Origin of the sequence: Sphingopyxis sp., from assembly GCF_035998965.1 — a bacterium.
Classification (GTDB): Bacteria; Pseudomonadota; Alphaproteobacteria; order Sphingomonadales; family Sphingomonadaceae; genus Sphingopyxis.
In genome coordinates, this window is record NZ_DASYHE010000014.1 from 14,054 (window position 1) to 37,876 (window position 23,823).

Below are 23,823 nucleotides of genomic sequence, written 5' to 3' on the forward strand. Positions count from 1 at the left end.
CTGGCGGGACGCTGGGGTCAGCTGGGGTCGGCAAGCTCGATGCGGTTACGACCGCTGGCTTTCGCTTTGTACAGCGCATCGTCAGCGGCCTTGAGCGCCCCGCGCGTTTCGCCATAGCCAAAGACGTCGGCGACGCCGCCGGAAAAGGTGATCTGTCCGAACGGTTCGTCCGTCTTGCGGTTGATCAGCCTGCGCTCGGCGAGCTGCTCGCGGGCCTCGTCAAGCCGCTCGGCGGCTTGCGTGGGGGTCAGGCCGCGGAACAGCATGACAAATTCCTCGCCGCCGTGCCGTGCGACATGACAGCGATCGTCCGAAATCCGCGACAGCGTGTCGGCAATCGCCTTGATCACGCGGTCGCCTGCCTCATGGCCGTGGATGTCGTTGACCTTTTTGAATTCGTCGATGTCGCAAAAGGCAACGCTCAGCGGTTCGCACGCGGCGCGGGCTTCCTTGTAGTGGCGATCGAGCAAGATTTCGAAAGCGCGGCGGTTGGGCAGGCCGGTCAGGAAATCGAGTTCGGCATCGCGTTTGGCGCGTTCGAGGCTGCGGCGCAGCGATTTCGCTTCGTCCTCGCTCTTGCGCATATGGTCTTCGGCCTTGCGGGTGCGTTCGAGCATCACCTTGGCCAGATCCGCAAGGCTGGAGACGATGCGGCCGGTTTTCTGGAGCTGTTCCAGATCATCGACATGCTGTTCGAGTTCGGAGCCATAGTCGCTGGTGACCGTCCGCGCTTCCTTGGCGTGGGCATGGAAGGATTCGAGGTTGGTTTCGAGCCGAGTCATCAGGCGGTCGAGATCGGCATGGTCGGCGGGAGCACTGTTGTGCTCGCCGAGTTCGTTCAGCCATTGCTGGGTGATCCCATCGGGCGATTGCGACCGCGACGTAATCTGGCGGGCCAGATGCGGGTTCATGCCCGAGAAGGCGGCGTGCGCGAGCAACAAATTCGCAGGTGATACATCGAGATCATTATCGACCAAAAACGCCATGATCGTGCCGATCAGCTGATGCCGGGCGAGTTGGGCGAGATCGCGCGTCCCGCCGCCGCTATCGGGCGGCGCATTCCGTCCGGCGGGAGGGGTGCTTCGCGCGCTGCGGAGCCCCAGCCAATCCAGGAGCCGTCCTACCGGCTCGTTCGATGGTGTTGCTTTGGTGGTCATGCGACAATTAACGGGCCGCGCGCCACGAATTTAAGTCGGCGTCAGGGGGATTTTTCCGCCGAAAACCGTTGATGTTGTACTAGTACAGGCAAAGCGATGCCAAATCAGGCGTTTAAGCAAGCTCGCTATGGGCAACGGTTCCATCCGGGGCCGCGGACCACGCGCCCCGGTGTGGCGCCGCTGTGCTCGCCGCCGCGCAGCACCGGGATGCCGTTGACGAACACATCACGCATACCGATTGAATACTGGTGCGGTTTCTCAAACGTCGACAGGTCGGCGACGGTCGCCGGGTCAAACACCACGACATCGGCATAATAGCCGGGTTTGAGCGCGCCGCGATCCTTGATGCCCAGATTGGCGGCGGGGAGGGCGGTCAGCCGGTACACCGCCTGTTCCAGCGAGATCAGTTTTTCGTCGCGGACATAGCGTCCCAGCAGGCGCGCGAAATTGCCGTAGGTGCGTGGGTGCGCGCCCGATTTCAGGAAATGACCCTCGGGCGCCTGTGACGACGCATCGGACCCGAAGCTCATCCACGGCAGCTGAATCTGCTTGCGGACATTGTCCTCCGACATCAGGAAATAGACGGTGCCGACGCGCGATCCGTCCTCGACCACCAGATCCATCGCGGTTTCTTCGGGCGTCTTGCCGCGCATCGCCGCGACCTCGGCCAGCGTCTTGCCGGTGAGCGGTTTGAGCTTCTCGCTCTTGAACCCCGACAGGATCATCTTGTCGGCGCCTGCGCCATAGTAGAGATTTTCCCAATCGCTGCCGGGCTGTTTCATTTCGGCGGCGACGCGGGCGCGGGTGGCGGGATCTTTCAGCCGTTCGATCCACGCTTCCAGCCCACCCGCCTGAACCCATGTCGGCATCGCGGCGTCGAGCCCGGTAGCGCCCGCGGTGTAGGTGTACATATCGGTGGTGATCCGCAGTCCTTCGGCGCGCGCATCCTCGATCTTTTTCACGACGGTATCGAGCTTATCCCAGTTGCTGCGCCCAGCCAGCTTGAGATGATAGATTTCGGCGGGCGCGCCCGATCGCCGCGAAATGTCGATCAGCTCATGGACCGCTTGTTCGATGCGGTCGCCTTCGGATCGCATATGGCTGATGTACATGCCGCCGCATTTCGCGGCTTCGCTGGTCAGCGCGACGAGTTCATCGGTTTCGGCGTAGGAGCCGGGCGCGTAGATCAGCGAGCTGCCGACCCCCATCGCACCTTCGTTCATTGCCTGCCGCACCAGCGCGCGCATCTTGTCGAGCTGCGCCGGGGTTGGATCGACGTCACCTTCGCCGAGTTCGTGGACGCGCACCGTCGCGGCGCCGACGAAGCTCGCGACATTGGTCGAAACGCCGCGTTTTTCCAGATAGCTGAGATAGTCGCCGAGGCTGGTCCATTCGATCGGGAATTTAAGGTCGCCCTGCCGCTCGGTTTCCTGGCGCTTCATTTCGGGGCTGAGCGGTCCCATCGACCAGCCTTCGCCCATCACCTCCAGCGTGACCCCCTGCCGGATGTCGCTCTGGCTTTTGGGATCGACGATCAGCGATTCGGTTGCCCAGCTCAGCATGTTGATAAAGCCAGGCGCCACCGCCATGCCCTTGGCCTGCACCTCGCTTTTGGCGGTTCCCGCCACCTTGCCCACCGTGACGATGCGGTCGTCCTTGATCGCGACATCGCCGACGACGGGGGGCTGGCCCGACCCGTCGTAAAGCGTGCCGCCGCGAATGATAAGGTCATAGTCAGGCGCCTGAGCGGCAACTGACGCCGACAGCAGCATCGAACTGCACAGCAGCAAGGCGGATGGGATAAAGGGCCGCGAACAGGCCATCAATTTTCTCCGAATGCGATCAGCCGTGCAGGCTCATCAGCGAATCCATCAACCCTTCGTCGGCGCTCGAACAGACGCCCAGCACCAGCGCCTCGTCAAAGCCCTCGGCAACCACATAAGCGTGGCCCATCGACGAATCGAGATAGATGCCCTGACCGGTCTTCAGCGCCACGGGATCATAGAACTCCGTGTGAATTTCGATCTCGCCCTCCAGCACATAAATGAATTCCTCGCCCTGATGGCGGACGAGCTCGCCAAATTCGCGTGCGCTGTGGGCGCGGATGCGGGTGATGATCGGGATCATGCGCTTCTGGCGTAGGTCAGTGCAAAGGTAATGATAATCGTAATTGTCGGTGGTGACGCGCACCGCCTGTTCGATCGTTCCGACGCTGCGGCGACCGGTGACACGCGGAGCGCTGTCGCTCTCCTCCTCCGCGAACAGGTCCGCCATGCGGATGCTGAGACGCTGGCTAAGCTGTTGCAATTTGTCATAACTCAGCGTCAGCCGGTCATGTTCGACCTTTGACAAGGTCGAAACCGGGATGCCCGATTTGGCGCTCATCTCCTTGAGCGTCCAGCCGTTTCGCGAGCGAATGCTCTTCATTACGGTGCCGAGCGTGGGTGGGGCCACACGAGCCGCCATCAATTTTTCCATTCCATATTTGACAATTTTCTAATCAGGATCATTATGTCCCTATCGGGTTAACAGTTGTTGACCCTTGGTAAGGGGTCGCGCGGCTTGCTGCAAGGTCAGACAGGGCGTGCCGGACAAAAGGGGAAAGTGATGCGTTTCATCCGCAAGGCGATGATCGGGCTGGCGGCGCTCGCCGCGCTGCCGCTCGCGGCGCAGGGGCCGCTGCCCGCGCCGACGGCGAAGAAAGTCGAGACAGTGGCGGCATCTGCCCCGACGGTGCAGAAAGCGCCCGTCGCGCTCAACGCCGCCGATCTTGAAGCGTGGATGGACGGTTATCTGCCTTACGCGCTCGAACGCGCGCGGATCCCCGGCGCGGTTGTCGTCGTCGTCCGCGGCGATCAGGTCGTGCTGCAAAAAGGCTATGGCTTTGCCGACGTTGCCAAACGCGCCCCGGTGCGGCCTGACACCACGATGTTCCGTCCCGGCTCGGTGTCGAAACTGCTGACCTGGACCGCCGTGATGCAGCAGGTCGAAGCGGGCAAGATCGACCTCGACAAGGACGTCAACGCCTATCTCGATTTCAAGATTCCGCCCTTTGAGGGCAAGCCCGTCACGATGCGTAACATCATGACGCATACCGCTGGATTCGAGGAGTCGGTGCGCCACTTGATCAGCAGCGATCCCAAGGCGGTGATGACGCTAAAAGAACAGATGCCGCTGGCGCTGCCCGAGCGCGTCTTTGCGCCGGGAACGACCCCGGCTTATTCCAACTATGCCACTGCGCTTGCTGGCTATATCGTCGAACGAGTCAGCGGCGAGCCGTTCGATACCTATATCGAAAACCGGATTTTCAAGCCCCTCGGCATGACGCACTCGACGTTCCGCCAGCCGCTGCCCGCGCGCCTCGCGCCGCATATGGCCAAAGGCTATCCCGACATCACGCAAAAGGCGAAACCGTTCGAGATCGTCATTCCCGGTCCTGCGGGCAGCCTGTCGGCGAGCGGTGCCGATATGGCGAAATTCATGATCGCGCATCTCAATGGCGGCGCCGGTCTGCTGAAGCCCGAGACTGCCAAGCAGATGCATGATTTCAAGGCGCCCGGTGTCGGCCCGCTCAACAGCATGGCGCTCGGTTTCTACGAGCAATGGGTCAACGGTCGGCGGGCGATCGCGCATGGCGGCGACACGGTCTGGTTCCACTCCTATCTGTGGCTGTTCCCCGAGGATGACATCGGCGTCTATGTGTCGATGAACAGCGCCGGAACCCAGGGCGACGCGGGCGCGATCCGCAGCGCGCTGTTCCACAAATTTGCCGATCGTTATCTTCCCGGCGAGGACAAGGGAGGGACCGTCGACGCCAAGACCGCCGCCGAGCACGCGCAGATGATGGTCGGCAATTATGTCAGCAGCCGCGGGTCGTTCACCAATTTCCTGAGCCTGCTCGGGCTGTTGGGGCAGGCGACCATCTCGCTCACCGAAGATGGCAAGATCACATTCCCGGCGCTCGACGGGCTCGGCGCCGGAGCGCGCGACTGGGTGGAGGTCGAACCCTTCGTGTGGCGTGACCGTGGTACCGGCGAGCGGCTGGCCGCCGAGGTCAAGGACGGCCGCGTGGTGCGCTTCAGCGTCGATGCCGGTTCGCCGTTCATGGTGTTCGAACCCGCCCCGGCGAGCGTCAATGCGGCGTGGCTCAACCCGGCGCTGATCGCCGCGCTGGGCATCGTGCTGCTCGCCGCGCTGGCGTGGCCGGTGCGCGCGCTCGTCCGGCGCAGCTTCAAGGCCGATTTCGCGCTCGCGGGCAAGTCGCGGCGCGCTTACCGCCTGTCGCGCATCTTCGCGTGGCTGGTGCTGGCGGCGCTCGCCGGTTGGCTGGGCCTGATCGCGGCCTTCTCGGCCGACATTGGCAGCTTGGGCGGGCCGCTCGATTGGCTGATCCATCTGCTGCGTGTCCTGACCCCGGTGGCAAGCTTCGGCCTGCTGGCAACCGCGGGCTGGCACCTGTGGCTGACGATCAAGGATAAGCGTCGCTGGACGATGAAGCTCGGTGCCGTGCTGCTGCTGTTCGCGGCACTGGTGCTGGTGTGGGTGACGCTCGCCTTCAACCTCTATGGCTTTGATATGGTGTATTGATGCCGACGCAAATGACCCAAGAACTGACGCTCGACCTCAGGGTCGAGCGTTTCCCCTACCACCAGCCGTTCCGCATTTCGGGGCATGTCTTCACCGAAACCGCGCTGCTCGTCGCCGAACTGTCCGACGGCAGGCATGTCGGGCGCGGCGAGGGGGCGGGGGTCTATTATCTGGACGACGATATCGACCATATGCTGGCCGAAGCGACGCGCGTCCGCGATGCGATCGAGGCTGGTGCGACGCGGGCTGATTTGCAGCAACTGCTGCCGCCGGGCGGGGCGCGCAACGCGCTTGACTGCGCCTTTTGGGATCTGGAAGCGAAGCAAACGGGGCGGCCGGTATGGGAACTGGCGGGATTGAAACCACCCCGCGCACTGCCCTCGACGCTGACGCTCGGCGCTGATAGCGCAGGCAATATGACGAAAGCCGCGTTGGCGATCGATCCCGACGCGCCGATAAAGGTCAAGCTGACCGGGGATCTGAGCGACGACATCGCTCGAGTCGTCGCGATCCGCACCGCGCGCCCCCATGCGTGGATCGGGGTCGACGCCAATCAGGGTTATGATATTCGGACGCTGGCGGAGTTGCTGCCAGTGCTGGTTCAGACCCGCATCGCACAGCTTGAACAGCCGCTGAAGCGCGGGCGCGAGGCCGATCTCGACGGATTGAAACGGCCGCTGCCCTTCGTTGCCGACGAAAGTGCGGTGACGCTCGCCGACACGGCGACGCTGGTCGGCCGGTTCGACGTCGTGAACATCAAGCTCGATAAATGCGGCGGGCTGACCGAGGGGCTGGCGATCGCGCGGCAGGCGCGGAAGCTGGGGCTCGACGTTATGGTCGGGAACATGATGGGGACCAGCCTGTCGATGGCGCCGTCGTTTGTGCTGGGCCAGCTGTGCGACATCGTCGACCTCGACGGTCCGACCTTCCTGGCGCGCGATCGGGTGCCGGGCGCCGAATATCGCGACGGGATGATCCATTGCCCGGCAGAAATTTGGGGATAATGACAGTTTGATGTCCTAAATGGGTTGACTATTTTCTGATTGGGACAATAGTCGTGAAAGTGTAAATTTCGAGAGTGGAGGGTGGAATGAGTCGATCATTCCCGCTGACGCGCCGCGCCATGGTGGCGGGCGCGGTGGGGGCTGCTGTGTGTGCGCCGATGATCAACCGCGGGGCATTTGCCTTTGCGGCGGCGCCGGAGCGCCGCTACTCGCGCCGCGCGGTCGACCTGGTGGCCTCGTCGCTCGTCATCGACATGCTGGCGCCGCTCAAGATCACGCTGTCGACCGACTATATCACCCACCGTTTGACCGATGCCGAGGCGGTAGAGTTCAAGGCCAGCGGTATCACGGGCTTTCACAATGCCTATGGTCTGGGCGGTCCCGATGCAAAAGAACAGGCGCTGACATTTCTCGCGGGCTGGCAGGGCTTTGCCGGGCGCAACAGCCATGTGTTCACGCTGGTTGATGGCGTCGCCGATCTCGATCGTGCGAAGGCCGATAAGAAATGCGCCGTCATCATGGGCATCCAGAACGCCGAGCATTTCGAAAAGATCGAGGATGTCGCGCTGTTCCGCCGCCTTGGCCTGCGCTGCGCGCAGCTGACCTATAACAGCCAGAATCTGATCGGTTCGGGAAGCACCGAACGGGTCGACGGTGGGGTCAGCGATTATGGCGCCGCGATCATCGCCGAGATGGAAAAGCAGCATATGCTTGTGGATGTGTCGCATTGCGGCGACCAGACGACGCTCGATGCCATCGCCATCGCCAAGGGGCCGATCGCGATCACCCACAGCAATGCTCGTGCGCTGGTCGATCACCCGCGGGTCAAGACCGACGCCGCGATCAAGGCGCTGGCGGCCAAGGGCGGGGTGATGGGCATCACCGGGGTGCGGATGTTCGTGCGCACCACCGACCCGACCAACGTCGCGCATATGGCCGACCATATCGACCATGTCGCGAAGCTGGTCGGGATCGATCATGTCGGCATAGGGTCGGATGCCGATTTGCACGGCTATGACGACATGAAGCCCGACGAATATGCGCTGCTCAAGGGCGCGTACAAGGGCAGCTACGCGTTTCGCGACAAGATCGATATCGACGGTTTCGATCATCCTTTGAAGGTCTTTGACCTTACCGAGGAACTGATCCGCCGCGGCTATTCAAACGAAAACATCACCGCCGTGTTGGGGGGCAATTTCCGCCGCCTGCTGGCGCAAGTCTGGGGATAAGACAATGAACAAGGGACTGTATTTCGCCGCAAGCATCGCCGCATTGATCGCTGCAATGCCGGCACAGGCGCAGGAACCGGGCGCGGTTGAGGCGGCAGGCGAGATCGTCGTCACCGCGCAAAAGCGCGTCCAGAATGTCCAGGACGTGCCGATTTCGATCGCCGTCGTGAACGGTGAAGAGCTTCAGCAGCAGGGTTCTGCATCGCTGGTCGACTATGCGGGTTACGTGCCCGGAATGAACGTCAGCAACAGCGGGACGCCCGGGCAGACGACAATCACGCTGCGCGGCGTCGCGCCGCTGAACTCGAGCCAGACCGTCGGCATCTATTTGGATGACGCACCGGTCGGTTCGAGTGCGATCTACAACCGTGCCGGGGCGTTCACGATCGACCTGATGCCCTATGATCTGGAGCGGATCGAGGTGCTGAAGGGGCCACAGGGTACGCTTTATGGCGCCAGCTCGATCGGCGGCCTGGTAAAATATGTCACGGTCCAGCCGAACACCAATGCGTTCAGCGTCAAAGCCGGGGTTGAAGGTTTCGCGATTAAGGGCGGCGACGGGCTCGGCTGGGGCGCGCAGGTGATGGTCAATGTGCCGATCGTGCAGGACAAGCTTGCTGTCAGCGGCAGCTTTGCGTGGCGCAGCACCCCAGGCTGGGTCGACAGCGTCAACAATGCCGCGCTGAAGGACCAGAATGATTATGAACAGCGCGGCGGCCGCGCGGCGCTGCTGTGGACGCCGACGCCCGAATTCAGTGTGAAGCTGGCCGGGATCTGGCAGTCGCTCGATTCCGACGGCAACGCCCTCTACGCCGCCGACCTGACCGGGCAGCGGCTGGGCGATGGACGCTCGTTCAACAATTTCGTTCCCGAATCTTACGACATCGATCTCGACTATTATTCGGCAACGCTCGATTACGATTTTGGCGCCGCGACACTGACGTCGGCGACAACGTACAGCAAGACGCAGAGCGCGCAGCTGCAAGATGCCAGCTATGCCTTTGGCGTGCTGTTTCCGCTGCTGACCGGCGGCGCGGTGCCGCCGGGCATCACGCCCTTCTCACTCGACCTAGGCCTGAAAAAATGGACGCAGGAAGTGCGGCTTGCCTCGCCGAGTGGCGGACAGTTCGAATGGTTGATCGGCGGCTTCTTCACCGATGAAACGACCAGCAACGCGCAGCTTGTCCGCTCGTTCGACATGGCCGGTAATCCGATCCCCGGGCTCGATCCGCTGGCGATCGTCGGGCTGCCCGCGACATACAAGGAATATGCGATCTTCGGGAACGGCACGTTCAAGCTCAGCGAGCAGTTCGAAATCACCGGCGGGCTGCGTTGGGCGCGCAACAAGCAGACGTTCCGCCAGATCAGCTCGGGCGCGATCGTGCCGCAGGCTGACGATCCGGGCAAATCGGCCGAGAGCGTGTTCACTTACTCGATCAGTCCGCAATTCCACATCAACGACGACGCGATGCTCTATGCGCGCCTCGCGACCGGTTATCGCCCCGGCGGACCGAACGTCATCGTCCCCAATGTCCCCCCGACGGTCGATGCCGACCGCATGAAAAACTATGAAATCGGGCTGAAGGCCGACTTCGCCGATCGTTTGGTTTCGGTCGATGTCGCGCTGTTCCTGATGGACTGGACCGACATCCAGGTCGTGCGCTCGTTCGGCGGCGTGTCGGGCGGTGCGAACGGCGGCAAGGCACGGAGCAAAGGGATCGAGGGCAGCTTTGCGTTGCGTCCGACCCCCGGGCTGACGATCAGCGCCACCGGCAGCTACACCGACGCCACGCTCAGCGAGGATGTGCCCGACATCAGCGGCGCCGATGGCGACCGTCTGCCCGCGGTACCGAAATTCAGCGGCGCGCTGCGCGCCGACTATGAATTCGAAATAGGCGGTGGCAACAAGGGCAGTTTTGGCGCCGGTATCCGCCACGCCAGCAACCGGCTGTCACTGGTCGAAAGCGATCCACTGGTCGCCACCGCAAAGCCTTATACATCGGTCGATCTCAACGCCTCGATCACCTTCAACGATCATTGGACTTTGCGTGCCTATGCCCGCAACCTGCTCGACAATCAGGGCGAGATGGCGCGCTCGACTTTTGCCAATGGGCTCAATCAACCGAGCTTCCTTGGCATTTCGCCGCTCCAGCCGCGAACCGTCGGTGTTGCGCTCGACCTAGCTTATTGAGCGGATTGGAGTTGGAAACGATGAACGCGCCCACCGGCAGGCTGGAGAGCAGCCTCGCCCTGCCGCAGCCCTATCTGCTGTTCCTCGGCGACACGACCGAGGCGGGCTATGCCAAGACCGCCTTTGGTCTGGCCGATTGGGCGGCGGATCGCTGCGTCGGTGAGCTGGCAATCGGCGGCTGCACCGTCACCACCGGCCTGCCGCCAATGTCGCCCGCAGAGGCGCGGGCGGCGGGGGCGCGGTCGCTGGTGATCGGGGTTGCCAACCAGGGCGGGGTGATCGGCGACAGCTGGATCGCCGCGCTGGTCGAGGCGATGGAAGCGGGTCTCGACATCGTCAGCGGCCTCCACGTCCGGCTGGCGAGCCTGCCCGTGCTCGCCGAGGCGGCAAAACGCACCGGCCAGCGATTGATCGACGTGCGGACGCCGCCGCCGTCGATCCCGATCGGCAACGGCCGCAAGCGCAGTGGCAAGCGGCTACTGACTGTTGGCACCGACTGTGCGCTTGGCAAGAAATATACCGCGCTGGCGCTGCACCGCGCGTTCGTCGAACGCGGCATCGATGCGGACTTTCGCGCCACCGGCCAGACGGGGATCATGATTGCGGGCGGTGGCATGCCGATGGACGCCGTGGTCTCCGATTTCGAGGCGGGGGCGGCAGAGATTCTCAGCCCCGATGCGCCCGCTGATCATTGGGACTTGATCGAAGGTCAGGGGTCGATCTTCAATCCCGCCTATGCCGCCGTGTCGCTCGGGCTGCTCCACGGCAGCCAGCCCGATGTGTTCGTCGTCTGTCACGATCCGACGCGCAAGGTGATCCTGGGCATGGAGAGCTTTGCGCTGCCGTCGATCGAGGAGGTTATCGACCTGACCATCCGCCTCGGCAGCCGCACCAATCCGGCGATCCGCTGCGGCGGGGTCAGCCTCAATACATCGAGTTATGACGCCGACGCCGCCGAAGCGCTCATGGCGGCGGAGCTGGCGCGGCTCGGTCTGCCAGTCGCGGACCCGATCCGCGGCGGTGCCTCCTTCGACGCGCTTGTCGAAAATATTCTCGCATGACGGCCCGTTTTTGTGCCCCTGCGAAGGCAGGGGCCCATCTCCGGCCTTTGCGAAATCCGGCGAGCGGCTGTTGAGAGTGATGGAGCAGGTGATGGGCCCCTGCCTTCGCAGGGACGCAAGCGAGGAATTAACCGATGCCGTCCAATTCTAGCTGGTTCCAGCGCTTCCTGCTGCCCGGGCTGGCGCTGAAAGCGGTCATCATCGGCGGTGGTTATGCCACCGGCCGTGAACTCGCCGAATATTTCGTGCCGTCGGGGCCATGGGGCGGGCTGTCGGCGATGCTGCTTGCGACCTTGATCTGGAGCGTCGTCGCGGCGGTCACTTTCGCGCTGGCGCGCAAGATGGGCGCCTATGACTATCGTGCCTTTTTTCAGGGACTTCTTGGACCGGGCTGGGTCGCGTTCGAGCTGGCCTATCTGATCTTCGTCATCCTGATCCTTGCCGTGTTCGGCGCTGCGGCGGGTGCGATCGGCGCCGCGACTTTTGGCTGGCCGGAACTTGCCGGTTCCATCCTACTCGCGATCAGCATCGTCGCCTTCACCGCGTTCGGGACCGACATTGTCGAGACATTGTTCAAATATGCCTCGATGCTGATCTATGCCGTCTATGCGTTGTTCCTGATCTTCGCCTTGACCAGCTTCGGCGGCCTGATCGCCGACGGCTTTGCCAATGCGCCGCCGCCGTCGGGCAATTGGGTTGCAGGTGGGCTGACCTATGCGAGTTACAACATCGTCGGCGCGGTGATCATCCTGCCGGTGCTGCGCCACCTGACCAGCCAGCGCGATGCGGTGGTCGCGGGGATCATCGCCGGTCCGCTGACGATGCTGCCCGCGATCCTGTTCTTCGTCGCGATGATGGCCTTTTACCCGGCGATCGGCGCGGAGACCTTGCCCTCGGACTTTCTGCTCCGCCAGATGGCGGTGCCGGGGTTCCACATCCTGTTTCAGCTGATGATCTTTGCCGCGCTGCTCGAAAGCGGGGTCGGCGCGATCCATGCGATCAACGAGCGCGTATCGGGGGTCGTTGAGGCGCGGGGCCGGCCGCCGCTGGGCACCGGCGCGCGCGCTGCCATCGGCGGGGTGATTTTGGTCGGATGCATGTTCGTCGCCGCGCGCATCGGCCTCGTCGATCTGATCGCGAGCGGTTACCGCTTCCTCGCCTGGCTGTTCCTCATCGTCTTTGTCGGGCCGCTGCTGACCATCGGCGTCTGGCGCCTCTTGCGCCCCGCGCCCGTTCGAATGGAGACCCTGCCATGAAAGCCGTCCGCCTGCTTGCACTGTCGCTAATGCTGTCCGTCGCGGCGCCCGTCTGGGCCGAACCGCCGAAGGACATCGTTGAAACGGTCGAAACCTTGCGCCAGAAGATCGGCGCCCCCGGCGTGTCGATCGCGATCGTCGAGGATGGCAAGACGACGCTGTCGCGCGGCTGGGGTGTCCGCAAGCTCGGCGAGCGCGCGCCGGTCGATAAACAAACGCTGTTTCAGACCGGATCGACCGGCAAGGCGATGACGGCGGCAGGGCTGGCGATCCTCGTCGACGAGGGCAAGATTGCGTGGGACGATCCGGTCATCAAACATATGCCGTGGTTCCGCATGTACGACGCGTGGGTGACGCGCGAGATCACGATCCGCGACCTGCTCGTTCACCGCAGCGGGCTGGGGCTGGGGCAGGGCGATCTGATGTTCGTGCCGCGCACCAACTTGACCCGCAAACAGACGGTCGAGCGGGTCGCTTACCTCAAGCCGCAGACCAGTTTCCGCTCGGCTTACGCCTACGACAATATCCTCTATGCGGTGGCGGGTCAGCTGATCGAAGAGGTCACCGGCAAGACGTTGGAAGTGTTCATGCGCGATCGCCTTCTGCGCCCCGGCGGGATGCGCGACGGGACGACCGACAGCGAGGACCGCTTCCGCATCCCCAATCGGTCATGGCCGCACGCGCGGCTGTCCGGCGCGCTGCGCGGTCTCGGCCCGCAGCAGGCGCTGAACGAACGCGACGAGCTGGGCCGCAATGGTGCGCCCGCGGGCGGGCTGGCGCTCAGCGCCGACGATATGGCCGCATGGCTCAAGATCCAGCTCGCTTATGGCGCGCTGCCCAACGGCAAGCGGCTGTTCAGCGAAAAACAGGCGAGGGAAATGTGGGCGCCGGTGACCCCGATGCCGATCACCCCGCTGCCCGACAGCCTGAAACCGGCGCAGCCGAACCAGCAAGCCTATGCGCTCGGCTGGCAGGTGCAGGACTATCGCGGCCACCGCATCATCCAGCACAGCGGCGGGGTGTTCGGATCGATCACCCGCGTCGTGATGATCCCCGACAAGAATGTCGGCTTCGCGATCATGATGAACAGCGAGGACAGCGGGATGCTCCTCGGCCTCTATTTCGATCTGCTCGACCATTATCTCGATCAACCCGATTATGGCTGGATCGAAAAATGGGAGGATTGGTATCAATCACGGCTCGCGGGCGGGGTGGAATATCTGAAACAGACGCAGGCATCGCCAGCGAAAAGCGGTCCCTCGCTTTCGCTGGCGGGCTATGCCGGGCGCTACCGCGATCCCTGGTATGGCGATGTGGTCATCGGGTCGGCGACGACCGGGCTGACGATCGACTTCACCTCGACGCCGCGGATGGCGGGACGCCTGAAACATTGGCAATATGACAGCTTCGTCACCGATTTTGACGACCCGGCGATCGAGCCTGCCTATGTCACCTTCGCGCTCGATGCCGAGGGCAAGATCACCGGGGTGACGATGAAGGCGGTGAGCAAGATTGCCGATTTCAGCTGGGACTATCATGATCTCGACCTGAAACCGGTGGAGGAGAAGAAGTGAAGAATCTTGCAATCCTGCTGGCCGCCACGGCACTGGCGGCGTGCTCGACTGGCGAACAGGCGGTTAAGACACCGGAAGCGCCGCTACACAGCCGAATGCTCGTGCTCGACACCCACCTCGACACCCCGCTGCATTTCGAACGGCAGGGGTGGAGCTTTGCCGATCGCCACGGGCTGACCGGGGATATGGTCCAGCTCGACATCCCGCGGATGAAGGACGGCAACCTCGATGGCGGCTTTTTCGTCATCTACACCGAGCAGGGCGCGCTTGATGCGAAGGGCTATGCCGACGCGCTAGCGTTCGCGCGGGAGCGTTCGGACCTGATCGACGCGACGATCGCCAAACATGGCGACGCGATCGGAGCGGCGCGCACCGGCGCCGACGCTCGGGCGCTGAACAAGGCAGGCAAGCTCATCGCTTTCAAGTCGATGGAGAACAGCTATCCGCTCGGCGAGGATGTCGCGCTGCTCGCCGAGTTTCATCAAAAGGGCGTCCGCATGGCGGGGCCGGTGCATTCGAAGACCAATCAGTTTGCCGACAGCGCGACCGGTGAGGCGCGCTGGAAAGGCCTCAGCCCGCTGGGCAAACAATGGGTCGCCGAAATGAACCGGCTCGGCATCGTGATCGATGCTAGCCATGCGTCCGACGCCGCATTCGACCAAATGCTGGCGTTGTCGAAATATCCGATCATCCTCTCGCATTCCAGCCTGCGCTCCACGAACGATCATCCACGCAATCTGGATGAGGGGCGGCTGAAGGCACTGGCGGCCAAGGGCGGCGCGATGTGCATTTCGACGATCTTCATGTCCGACATGAATATGACCCCGGCGCGCGGCGCATTGTTTGGCCAATATGAGCGCATCGGCACGCTGTCGCCGGCAGAGCAGGCCGAGCTCAACCGCAACTGGCGCGAGCTCGACAAGACCGAACCGCTGTGGGCCGCCGATTTCGAAAAATACATGGCGATGGTGCTGCGCGCGATCGAAGTCGCGGGGCCAGACCATATCTGCTTCGGCGCCGACTGGGACGGCGGCGGCGGGCTCAAGGGGATCGAGGATATTTCGGCGCTGCCCAAGGTGACCGAGCGGCTGAAGGCGGCGGGCTATTCGGACGCCGACATCGAAAAGATGTGGAGCGGCAATGTGCTGCGCATCTTGGCGGCGCAGCAGGCAGCATAAGGCCGCGCCCCCCCATCGCCACCGCTGCGCCTTGGGTGAATGGTCAACGCGCCGTTAACCATCCGGATGAAGCGAATTCTCACCTTGCTTTGGCATGTCATGCGGCATGTCGGCGCCCAAATCCCTATCAGTCGGTTCCGGTACCGGACGGTTCGTAATGGCGGTGGCCGCCGCGATCCTGCTGCCCGCAACGCCTGTTGCTGCGACAGAGGCGTCGGCGGCCAAGGTGGTGAACGCGAAACATTATTCCGTCGGCGATACCTGTCATGTCAGCGCTGCACTGTCCGCGGGCGCACCGTCATTCAACGCGCCGCGGCTGGCCGTTGATGACATGCCGACCGCGCTCGACCGTATGCGGATGCGTCAGGAAGAGGCCGCGCCAACGCAGGACATTGTTCCGGCACCCGGTTCGCCGCTGGTGGCCAGCCCCGCGATGGCAACTGGCGTCGATCGGGTTTTCGGTTCGTTGCGCCCGCTTCCGATGGATCTGGCAAACATGGCCCCGCCGCGGCGCGTCGATTGTATTTTGCCCGTTGCCGCTGCGGCTACGTTTGCCGTCGATGACGACAGCGAGCTCGGGACGCTAGCCATTCCGGTCGATACGACGCGCTTTGACGATCGCTGGGCGCGGGCGCGGCGCGCCCCGGCCATGCCGCTAATGCGGGCGCAGCTGGCGCGTGCGGCGGTGACCGACGGGCTTGGCGAGGCGGTCAAGCTTGAACGGATCAATCAATGGGTCAACCGCCAGATTGCGTATATCGCTGACGAAAGCAATTATCGGCAGCGCGACTATTGGGCAACGGCCGACGAAACCATGTCGCGTGGCAGTGGTGATTGCGAAGATTATGCGATCCTGAAAATGCACTTGCTGCAAGCGGCCGGTATCGACGACGCCCGCATGAAACTCGTCCTCCTGCGCGACCTGGCGATCAACGCCGACCATGCGTTTCTGCTGGTGCGGTCGAAGGCCGGATGGGTCGTGCTCGATAACATGACCGACCGGATTTATGATGGCCGCAAATCCGATGCGATGCGGCCGATCCTTTCGTTCAGCGGCGATCGACGTTGGGTTCATGGCTATCGCGACGAACGGGCATCGTCGATGATGGCGGCGTCGGAAAAGACATCGACCGTGGGGTTTGCCAGTGCTGCGCCAGCCGCGAACGCGCGGCCATTGTCAAAGACGGCGGTTGTCTGGCCGACAACGGCCAACCTCGCCTCTGTCCATCTATCGATCACCAACGCATTGCCGAGAATGTTGGGGCGGTTGCGGTCGCACGGAACCAGATAGTTCGCGGCGACCACAGGAACGGCGATAATTCCAGCATCCAAATCGCTGTTCTAAGGCGGATCTGGTCCGTGCGCGAAAATGCAACCGGATTGGCGGCATCGACTCTGTCGCGACTCGTCCGGCCCGCTGCGTTTACGGCCAATTCTTTATCAGCCAAAGAGCGAGCATTAACCACAATTGTTAGCCATTATGGCCCCATCGAGGCCATCGTGCCGCCGGGCGCTTATCCGAAAGGCTAGAAAATCCTCTTTGGGATTGCGTCAAATTTAACCGCTGCATTGTAAAAGTTTAGAATCGCTGCATTCCCCTGAACAGTCGCTCTCTCTCCCACCGACCAACGTCCGGCCTACCTCTTTGTGGGTATATAATAAAATCCTCGTAGATTCTGTCATTTAGTTGTATAACTTCATGGGTAGCGATTGGATAACCAAACAATAAAATTAACAGTGTCAACGTGGGGAGGGGTCCGCCGCGATGAACATCAAAGGAAACTTGTGGTTTAGACCGAAGTCCAGACAAGTGGGGTCGCCTTGACTGAGAATTCAGGGGAGGCGGATATGTCGCAGTTGATCAAAATTTCGCTCTTGGCGAAATATGAAATCGCGAGGGAGGGGTTACGCAACATCCTTTCCGGCGAAAGCTTTCAAATTTGCGCATCGGTTTCCGATGCGTCGGCGCTGTTCGATCCGCAGGGGATGATCGCGGACGATGTCGATCGTCATGTGATCGTCGTCGATGGCGGCGATACGGGCTTTGGCCTTGACGCCTGCCGTCGGCTCGCCGCGAAGAAGGAGCAGGCGCGCTTGGCGTTGCTATTCGATCACTATGTGTTCGAGGATGTCGTCGAGGCATTTCAAATCGGGGTCGACGCGGTCATCGTCAAAGTGATTCTGTGCGCGCCGCTGGTGGAATCTATCAAATTGGTCGCGTTGGGCGAAAAGGTTTTTCCGTCGCAACTCGTCAACAATCTGACCAGCTGGGTTCCCGCCGCCCTCGGCGGCGATTGGAAGAGCAGCGCCGCTTCGGTCGGGCTGTCCGATCGCGAAATTGAAATACTCGAAAGCATTATGGCCGGCATGGCAAACAAGGTCATTGCGCGGCAATTCGGCATCTGTGAAGCCACGGTCAAAGTGCATGTGAAGGCGATCCTGCGCAAGCTCGGCGTCGAAAACCGCACCCAAGCCGCGACCTGGGGGGTCAAGAATGGCCTGGGGGAGCCGGTGCAGCTGACGCTCCGCGAGGTAAGACCGGTTCGCGCCGACGTTAGGCCGCCGCCCTATTCGGGCAGGGCGGCCTGACTTCGATCATCGTTACATGGTGATCAGAGGCGCTGCGGCTGCAACCGTGGCGCCTCTCTCTATTGCCGCTTTGTCTTGGCCCTCAGCGTTCGGTAAATGCTTCGGAGCGCGCGCGCAGAAATGGCTTGAACAAGTAGCTGAGCACACTCTTCTTGCCGGTCAGCACCTCGACATCGCAAATCATGCCGGGCGTGATCGGTAATTGGCGCCGACCATTTTGCAGATAAGCAACGTCGGTTTCGACGACGACGGTAAAATAGGCTTCCTTGGTTGCTTCATCATACAGGCTGTCGGGCGAAATCTGGACGACGCGCCCTGACAAGCCGCCATAGACGGCAAAGTCATAGGCAGTGACTTTGACATTGGCGCGGTCGTTGACCTTGATGAAGGCAATGTCGCGCGGTGCGACGCGCGCCTCGACCAGCAATTTGTCGCCGACCGGCACGACCTGCATGATCTTTTGCCCGGCCTGGACGAAGCCGCCTACTGTGGTGACCTGAACGTCGTTGACGATGCCGTTGGCGGGCGAGCGGATTTCGCTGCGCTGCTGGCGTCCGGCGGCTCCGCGCAGCGATTCCGAATTGACCGCCATCTTGGCGACGATCTGATTGCGTTCGTCGAGCGCTTCCTGGCGAAATTCCAGCCCGGCGGAGGCAGCCTGCGCCTGCGCCTCGCTGATCGCGGCGGCGGCGCGCGACGCGGCCTGTTCGGCGGCGGCCAGTTTGCCGCGCACCTCGGTCACTTCGCGCTGGGCGTTCAGCAATTCGGTTTGCGGCACGATCGACTTGGCGGCGAGCGGGGCAAGCAGGTCGACCTGGCTCTGGGCGAGCGACAGGCTCGATCGCAGCGAGGCAATCGTCGCCTGCGCCTCACCATAGTCGCGGCGGCGCTGCTCGACGGCGGCGTTGAGCGCCATGCGGCGGCTGCGCTGGGTCGCGGCGCGCACCGATTGCAGGTCCGCTTCCTGGCTGCACTCCGCGGGTCTGACACCGTTGGCGTTGGGGGCACAATCGGCGGCCGCTCCGCCATTGCCTTCGCGGCCAAGCCGCGCGGCGCGCGCCGCGAGCGAGCGGTTTTCAGCCTCGATCTGGCCCAGCTGTGACGAGGATTCGGTATCGTCGAGGCGCACCAACAGCTGGCCCTTGCGCACCGCTTGGCCCGACCGTACGACAATGTCCAATATCGTTGCCGGTTCGGCGGACTGGACGATCTGCGCCTTGCTCGACGGAATGACGCGTCCCTGGCCGCGAGTGACTTCATCGACCTGGGCAAAGCTGGCCCAGCTGACGAAGACGAACATGCCGACGCCGGACGCCAGGATGATCCGGCGCGTGCCGACATAGGGCCGCGATCTGATCATGATCCACTCTCCTTTGCGGCGACATCAAATTCGCCGCCCTGTTGCCGCGCCATCATCCGCGCGGCACGGCTGGTTTCCTCGGGTTCGGGGATCGCGAGTTCCCAGCCGAGCGATGTGTCGAGACGTCCGCCCGCATCATTGGCGGCGCGGCGGTCTTGCAGTGCGTCGAGTGTATTGCCGGACGAGGCCTGGATCAGACCTTGCCCCTCGCCGACGTCGCGCCCTCGCACGACCGCGCTGCGTGCCAGGATCGTCGGAATTGCTTCGATCCCGCTGTAGCGACCCGAGAACGCCCCCGGCGTTCCCCATTTGCCGGGCCAGCGATAAAAGATGTGGGCGCCCAGCTGCGCGATCTTGACCAGCTTGGGTGCCCAATAGGGCGACACATAATTGGCGTGATAATGGGTCGCGTGACCGACCGACGTTTCGACGTAGCCGCCGAGCGCAGCGCGCGCGACATCCTCGGCCTCCTGCCACTTCGCCGGATTGGGGCGCCGATTGAGCGAGCCGTCGCAGGTGAAGCTGAACTGGCACACCGGGCGGTTAACGCCCTGATAGACGACGCCGCAGATCGATTTGGGGAATGCGGGGTGCAGGGCGCGGTTGATCACCACCTGCGCCACCGCGCGCCGTCCGGCGATCGGCTCATAAGCCGCTTCGAAATAGACCGCCTGGGTCAGACAGCGCAGCGCGGTCATGACCGCCGTTTGGTCGGCGGTCACGGGATGGAAAGGCCGCGCCGACGCGACCGGGCCGGTGGAGAAGGGTATCGCCTCGTTGCGCGTCATCGCGGTTTCGGGCGCCTGAATCGGCGTCGCACCGGGGTCTTCGGTCAGCTTGATCAGACGCGCGATTTCAGGATCAGTGATCACCTGTGTGTCGGGGCTGCTATATGCGGTGTCGGCGGTATCGCCGCCGACAAAATCGGCAACATATGCCCACATCGTCCGGGAAGTGAGGAGCGTTACCACCACCGCCATCGCGACCAGCCAGAGGATCGTGCGGCGGTTGTCATCGCGAGCGACGGTGCCGTATCGGCGGGCGGTCGTGGCGGTCATGACGCGGCTCGCTGCGCGAGGATCTCGTCGCGCGGGCCGTCGGCGACGATACGGCCCTCGTCCATGACGATGAGCCGGTCGACCAACCCGAGCACCATCATCCGGTGCGTCGCGATGACCAGCGTCTGGTTGGCTGGGATCGCGGCTTGCAGGCGATCGACGAAATGCTTTTCGGTCTGGCTGTCCATCGCGCCGGTCGGCTCGTCGAGGAACAGCAGATGCGCGGGGGTCATGAGCGCGCGCGCGAGCACCAGAAAGCTGCGCTGTCCGCCCGACAGGCGCGCGCCGCGCTCTCCGATATGAAAATCGAAACCCGCGGTGTCGCGGCCAAGGAATTCGTCGGCGCCCGATCGCCGGACGGCATCGATAATGCTCGCGTCGTCGGCGTCGGCGGCGCCGACCAACAGATTTTCGCGCACTGTCCCGCTGAACAGTTCGGCATCCTGGCCGACAAAGCGCAAAGTCGAGCGCAGGTCGTGCGGATCATATTGGCGGCTTTCCAGACCATCGATCCGGTAGCTGCCGCTGGTCGGATCATAGAGACCGCACAGCAGCCGCCCCAGCGTCGACTTGCCCGATGCGACGCGGCCGATCAGCCCAATGCGTTCGCCGGGCTCGATGCTCAAACTGACATCGGCGAGCGATTCCCGCTCGGTATCGGGGTAGCGGAAGCCGACATGGTCGAGCTGCAACCGCCCGTCGCGGACTTCGGGCGTGATCGAGCGACTGCCCTTGTCGCGCTCGTCGTCCTGATCCATCAGCTGTTGCAGGCTGTTCAGGGTGACGAACGCCTGCCGTCCGCGCGTCATCAGGAAAGCGAGCTGGCCGACCGGGGTCAGCGAGCGGCTGGCGAGCATCACGATTGCGATGATCGCACCCATCGAAATGGTCCCGGCGTTGAACAGATAGAAGCCGCCGATGATCAGCGCGATGCCCGTCGCCTGCTGGCACAGCGTCGCCAGGTTGACCGCCGTCGCGGTCAGCTTGCGCATTTCCTCCTGCGTATAAGCGTTCGACGCCGACAGCCGCCGCCACTTGCCGAGCATCCGGCCTTCGGCGCGGCAGGCTTTGACCGTTTCCAAGCTGCCGATCGTCTCGACCAGCGTCGTTTGCAACATGCTGGCATCGACCTGTGCGTCGGCGACGGCGGCGCTCATCCGCCGCTGCAACACCCAGCCCATCGCGAGCATAATGACCATCGCCACCATCGGAATGACCGCCAGCCAGCCGCCAAGCACCGCGATCAGCGCGACGAACACCACCAGGAACAGGATGTCGGTCACCAGCACGACGGTCGTCGAGGCAAAGAAATCACGGACCTGTTCATAGTCGGTCACGCGCCGTGCGAGCGCGCCCGTGCTGCCGCGCTGGGTTGCCATCGGCAGGTTGAGCACCTTGTCGAGCAGCCGCTGCGACAGCCGCGCATCGATACCGCGCCCGACCTCGTCGATCAGCCCGGTGCGCGCCAGCCGCAGCCCATATTCGACCGCGATCGCGAACAGCGCGCCGAGCGCCAGCATCCACAGGCTGGCCGCCGCCTTGTTGGGAATGATGCGGTCGTACACATTCATCGTGAACAACGGCATCGCAAAGGCGAGCAGATTGATCAGCAGCGACGCGAACATCACATAGCCATATTGGCTACGCTCCTTCCACACCTCGCTCCAGAACCAATGCTGCTTTGTCGCCTGATCCCACGGCCGTTCGCGCGCGGTTTCGCTCGCGGGGTCATGGCGGACGATGACGCCCTGACCCGAATGGGCGGCTTCCAGCAGACGCCGGTCGATCTGGAGGTCGCTGCTCGCGCCCGGCAAGCGGACCCAGCAGCCGTCGTCGTCGATGGCGGTGAGCACGACCGGCCGGTCGTCCGCCAGCAGCAGGATTGCCGGGACGTCGTGCGTATTCCACCCGGCCAGCGGCCGGCGCACCAGATGACAGCGCAAACCGATGGCCCCAAGCGCGTGATCGAGCTGATCGAGCGGCACCAAGCTGTCATTGTCGAGCGCCAGCCCCTTTTTGACCCGCAGGTCAGAGAAGGGGCGCTCGAACAGCGCGGCGATCGCTGCCACCGCTTCGAGCAGTTCATCGCCCTGCGCCGGGGTGCTGCGCCATGCTTCAAAACCCGTTGCAGGGGACGGCTGGCGCGACCGCCGCGCCCCGCGGGCGTCGGCCGGATAGTTCATGTGGGATCCCGCATCATTTCAGGATTCATCTCAGGGGTCGGTCTCACCTTGAACCGCTCGCGCGCGGTCGCGGCGGCGGCGGCCGGCGGCTGGACGTCCATCGCTGCGAGCAGGTCGTTGAGCGCTGCCAGCAGTTTGAACTCCGAATAGAATTGCGCAAATTTGGCGGTCTCGGTGCGGACCTGGACGTTATAGCGCGTGTTCTGCGCGTCGAGCACGTCGAGCAATGAGCGGCGACCGACGTTGAACTGGGCGCGGTACGAGCGCAGCAATTCATCCGAAACCCGGCTCTGCTCTTCCAGCTCCTTGACCAGCTTGCCTTGTGCGTCCCACGTGTTCCACGCGACGCGCACATCCTCTTCGGCCTCACGGACCATCTGGTCCATACGATAGCGCGCTTCCTTTTCGCGCCGGTACATCTCCTGCACTTTCGAGCGTTTGATGCCGCCGTTGAAAATGTCCCAGCGCAGTACCACTCCTGCGTGCAGGTCGTTGGTTTCGCCGCGGAACCCGTCGATGTCGTCGCCGATCCGGGCGTTGCCTTCGAGCGCGAGCGTTGGCGCCATTTCGGCTTTTGCCTTGCGAACGAGCGAATGGGCGGCGTCAAGGTCGGCTTGTGCTTCGCGCACGCGCGGGTTTCGCTCGCGGGCGCGGGCCAGTGCGTCCTCGATCGTCGCCGGGATGCTGCCGGCGAGCGAGGGCGGCAGCGCCGCGCCATCGATCAGGTCAAGCCCGGTTAGGGTACGAAACGATGCGGAAGTGTTGATGAGGTCGAGATTGGCCTCGGTCACGCGCGCGCGCGCCGCTTGCTGGCGTTCTTCGGCCTGCTGCTGATCGGCGATGCTGAGCGACCCCTTGGCCACACCTTCGCGCAGGTCGGTTACCAGTTTGCTGTGGAAATCGATGTTGTCCTCGGACGCCGCGACGATCCGTTGCTGCAACAGATAGTCGAGATATTGGCGTGTGACTTGGAGCGCGATAAACTGCGAGCGTTCCTCGACCCGAAACGCAGCACCGTCGGTGCGCGCTGCCTGACGTCGGACTTCATTGCGGCGAACCCCGCCGTCAAACAAGGTCTGCTCCACGCTGAGGCTACCCTCCATCGGGTACAGCTCGTTGTCGGCGATGCCCAACGCCCGGCGCGTGCTGTTTTCGAGGCGGCGAATGCCAATTGAGCCTTCGACCGAGACGCGCGGCGCAAACAGGCGTTGCGCCTGTTCACGTTCGAATTCGATCGCGGTCTTGTTCTCGACCGCTTGGTTGATTTCGGGGTTGGTCTGAACGGCCGTTTCTACCGCGGTCTTCAGCTCAATCCGTTGTGCCCAGCCGGCTTCGTGGGTTAGAACGAGTGCAATCGCCGTAAGCAACAAAGCTGCGGTACGAATTTTCGGCATCT

At 63.2% G+C, this 23,823-nt stretch carries 17 protein-coding genes; 10 read left to right on the forward strand and 7 right to left on the reverse strand.

Going from position 1 to position 23,823, the window contains the following annotated elements; translation table 11 throughout:
- Positions 1-17: 17 nt before the first annotated feature.
- The 3 genes from VGN68_RS01495 to VGN68_RS01505 all read right to left on the reverse strand — a co-directional run bounded on the left by VGN68_RS01495 (position 18) and on the right by VGN68_RS01505 (position 3,623).
- Positions 18-1,157, reverse strand: a complete 1,140-nt coding sequence (locus VGN68_RS01495; RefSeq protein WP_327473199.1) for a GGDEF domain-containing protein — start codon at positions 1,155-1,157, stop codon at positions 18-20.
- A gap of 125 nt (positions 1,158-1,282) precedes the next feature.
- Entirely contained in the window at positions 1,283-2,980 is a 1,698-nt protein-coding gene (locus VGN68_RS01500; RefSeq protein WP_327473202.1) for a D-aminoacylase, read from the reverse strand.
- Positions 2,981-2,999: 19 nt separating this feature from the next.
- Positions 3,000-3,623 carry a helix-turn-helix domain-containing protein gene (locus VGN68_RS01505; protein ID WP_293700882.1) on the reverse strand — a complete coding sequence of 208 codons (624 nt, stop codon included), beginning with the start codon at positions 3,621-3,623 and terminating at the stop codon, positions 3,000-3,002.
- Between the two features lie 141 nt (positions 3,624-3,764).
- Between VGN68_RS01505 and VGN68_RS01510 the strand changes: the two genes are divergently transcribed.
- The 10 genes from VGN68_RS01510 (at position 3,765) to VGN68_RS01555 (ending at position 17,826) form a co-directional block, all read left to right on the forward strand.
- A complete protein-coding gene (locus VGN68_RS01510) occupies positions 3,765-5,744 on the forward strand; it encodes a serine hydrolase domain-containing protein (protein WP_327473208.1) in 1,980 nt (659 codons plus the stop codon).
- Between the two features lie 11 nt (positions 5,745-5,755).
- Positions 5,756-6,748 carry a dipeptide epimerase gene (locus tag VGN68_RS01515; protein WP_327473210.1) on the forward strand — a complete coding sequence of 331 codons (993 nt, stop codon included), beginning with the start codon at positions 5,756-5,758 and terminating at the stop codon, positions 6,746-6,748.
- 86 nt (positions 6,749-6,834) lie between these two features.
- A complete protein-coding gene (locus tag VGN68_RS01520; protein WP_327473212.1) occupies positions 6,835-7,977 on the forward strand; it encodes a dipeptidase in 1,143 nt (380 codons plus the stop codon).
- Between the two features lie 4 nt (positions 7,978-7,981).
- Complete coding sequence (locus VGN68_RS01525) at positions 7,982-10,168, forward strand: TonB-dependent receptor (protein WP_327473214.1); 2,187 nt, start codon at positions 7,982-7,984, stop codon at positions 10,166-10,168.
- A 20-nt stretch (positions 10,169-10,188) separates the two neighbouring features.
- Positions 10,189-11,229, forward strand: coding sequence for a DUF1611 domain-containing protein (locus VGN68_RS01530; RefSeq protein ID WP_327473217.1), 1,041 nt, complete (start codon positions 10,189-10,191; stop codon positions 11,227-11,229).
- Between the two features lie 134 nt (positions 11,230-11,363).
- Entirely contained in the window at positions 11,364-12,485 is a 1,122-nt protein-coding gene (locus VGN68_RS01535; RefSeq protein ID WP_327473219.1) for a hypothetical protein, read from the forward strand.
- A complete protein-coding gene (locus VGN68_RS01540; protein ID WP_327473221.1) occupies positions 12,482-14,059 on the forward strand; it encodes a serine hydrolase in 1,578 nt (525 codons plus the stop codon). Before VGN68_RS01535 ends, VGN68_RS01540 begins: the two co-directional genes overlap by 4 nt.
- The gene (locus VGN68_RS01545; RefSeq protein WP_327473223.1) at positions 14,056-15,237 is read left to right on the forward strand and encodes a dipeptidase; all 1,182 of its coding nucleotides are present in this window, start codon (positions 14,056-14,058) and stop codon (positions 15,235-15,237) included. Before VGN68_RS01540 ends, VGN68_RS01545 begins: the two co-directional genes overlap by 4 nt.
- Positions 15,238-15,394: 157 nt before the next feature.
- Positions 15,395-16,528 (forward strand): transglutaminase-like cysteine peptidase, encoded by a 1,134-nt coding sequence (locus tag VGN68_RS01550; RefSeq protein ID WP_327473225.1) that lies wholly within the window; start codon positions 15,395-15,397, stop codon positions 16,526-16,528.
- A gap of 557 nt (positions 16,529-17,085) precedes the next feature.
- Positions 17,086-17,826, forward strand: coding sequence for a response regulator transcription factor (locus tag VGN68_RS01555; RefSeq protein WP_327473227.1), 741 nt, complete (start codon positions 17,086-17,088; stop codon positions 17,824-17,826).
- 82 nt (positions 17,827-17,908) lie between these two features.
- Here the strand turns inward: VGN68_RS01555 and VGN68_RS01560 are convergent, their stop codons facing one another.
- Genes VGN68_RS01560 through VGN68_RS01575 form a run of 4 tightly spaced genes read right to left on the reverse strand, consistent with a single transcriptional unit; the run spans position 17,909 to position 23,821 of the window.
- Positions 17,909-19,186: an HlyD family type I secretion periplasmic adaptor subunit gene (locus VGN68_RS01560; protein ID WP_327473229.1), complete on the reverse strand. Its 1,278-nt coding sequence runs from the start codon at positions 19,184-19,186 to the stop codon at positions 17,909-17,911.
- Positions 19,183-20,244, reverse strand: a complete 1,062-nt coding sequence (locus tag VGN68_RS01565) for a cell wall hydrolase (RefSeq protein WP_327473231.1) — start codon at positions 20,242-20,244, stop codon at positions 19,183-19,185. The genes VGN68_RS01560 and VGN68_RS01565 overlap by 4 nt, the downstream gene beginning before the upstream one ends.
- Positions 20,241-22,427 (reverse strand): type I secretion system permease/ATPase, encoded by a 2,187-nt coding sequence (locus VGN68_RS01570; protein WP_327473233.1) that lies wholly within the window; start codon positions 22,425-22,427, stop codon positions 20,241-20,243. Before VGN68_RS01570 ends, VGN68_RS01565 begins: the two co-directional genes overlap by 4 nt.
- Positions 22,424-23,821 (reverse strand): TolC family outer membrane protein, encoded by a 1,398-nt coding sequence (locus VGN68_RS01575; RefSeq protein WP_327473235.1) that lies wholly within the window; start codon positions 23,819-23,821, stop codon positions 22,424-22,426. Before VGN68_RS01575 ends, VGN68_RS01570 begins: the two co-directional genes overlap by 4 nt.
- Between the last annotated feature and the right edge of the window lie 2 nt (positions 23,822-23,823).

Bases quoted from the DNA above. Each gene is read 5' to 3' on its own strand.
- VGN68_RS01495 (WP_327473199.1), bottom strand. From the start codon at position 1,157: ATGACCACCAAAGCAACACCATCGAACGAGCCGGTAGGACGGCTCCTG.
- VGN68_RS01500 (WP_327473202.1), bottom strand. From the start codon at position 2,980: ATGGCCTGTTCGCGGCCCTTTATCCCATCCGCCTTGCTGCTGTGCAGT.
- VGN68_RS01505 (WP_293700882.1), bottom strand. From the start codon at position 3,623: ATGGCGGCTCGTGTGGCCCCACCCACGCTCGGCACCGTAATGAAGAGC.
- VGN68_RS01510 (WP_327473208.1), top strand. From the start codon at position 3,765: ATGCGTTTCATCCGCAAGGCGATGATCGGGCTGGCGGCGCTCGCCGCG.
- VGN68_RS01515 (WP_327473210.1), top strand. From the start codon at position 5,756: ATGACCCAAGAACTGACGCTCGACCTCAGGGTCGAGCGTTTCCCCTAC.
- VGN68_RS01520 (WP_327473212.1), top strand. From the start codon at position 6,835: ATGAGTCGATCATTCCCGCTGACGCGCCGCGCCATGGTGGCGGGCGCG.
- VGN68_RS01525 (WP_327473214.1), top strand. From the start codon at position 7,982: ATGAACAAGGGACTGTATTTCGCCGCAAGCATCGCCGCATTGATCGCT.
- VGN68_RS01530 (WP_327473217.1), top strand. From the start codon at position 10,189: ATGAACGCGCCCACCGGCAGGCTGGAGAGCAGCCTCGCCCTGCCGCAG.
- VGN68_RS01535 (WP_327473219.1), top strand. From the start codon at position 11,364: ATGCCGTCCAATTCTAGCTGGTTCCAGCGCTTCCTGCTGCCCGGGCTG.
- VGN68_RS01540 (WP_327473221.1), top strand. From the start codon at position 12,482: ATGAAAGCCGTCCGCCTGCTTGCACTGTCGCTAATGCTGTCCGTCGCG.
- VGN68_RS01550 (WP_327473225.1), top strand. From the start codon at position 15,395: ATGGCGGTGGCCGCCGCGATCCTGCTGCCCGCAACGCCTGTTGCTGCG.
- VGN68_RS01555 (WP_327473227.1), top strand. From the start codon at position 17,086: ATGTCGCAGTTGATCAAAATTTCGCTCTTGGCGAAATATGAAATCGCG.
- VGN68_RS01560 (WP_327473229.1), bottom strand. From the start codon at position 19,186: ATGATCAGATCGCGGCCCTATGTCGGCACGCGCCGGATCATCCTGGCG.
- VGN68_RS01565 (WP_327473231.1), bottom strand. From the start codon at position 20,244: ATGACCGCCACGACCGCCCGCCGATACGGCACCGTCGCTCGCGATGAC.
- VGN68_RS01570 (WP_327473233.1), bottom strand. From the start codon at position 22,427: ATGAACTATCCGGCCGACGCCCGCGGGGCGCGGCGGTCGCGCCAGCCG.
- VGN68_RS01575 (WP_327473235.1), bottom strand. From the start codon at position 23,821: ATGCCGAAAATTCGTACCGCAGCTTTGTTGCTTACGGCGATTGCACTC.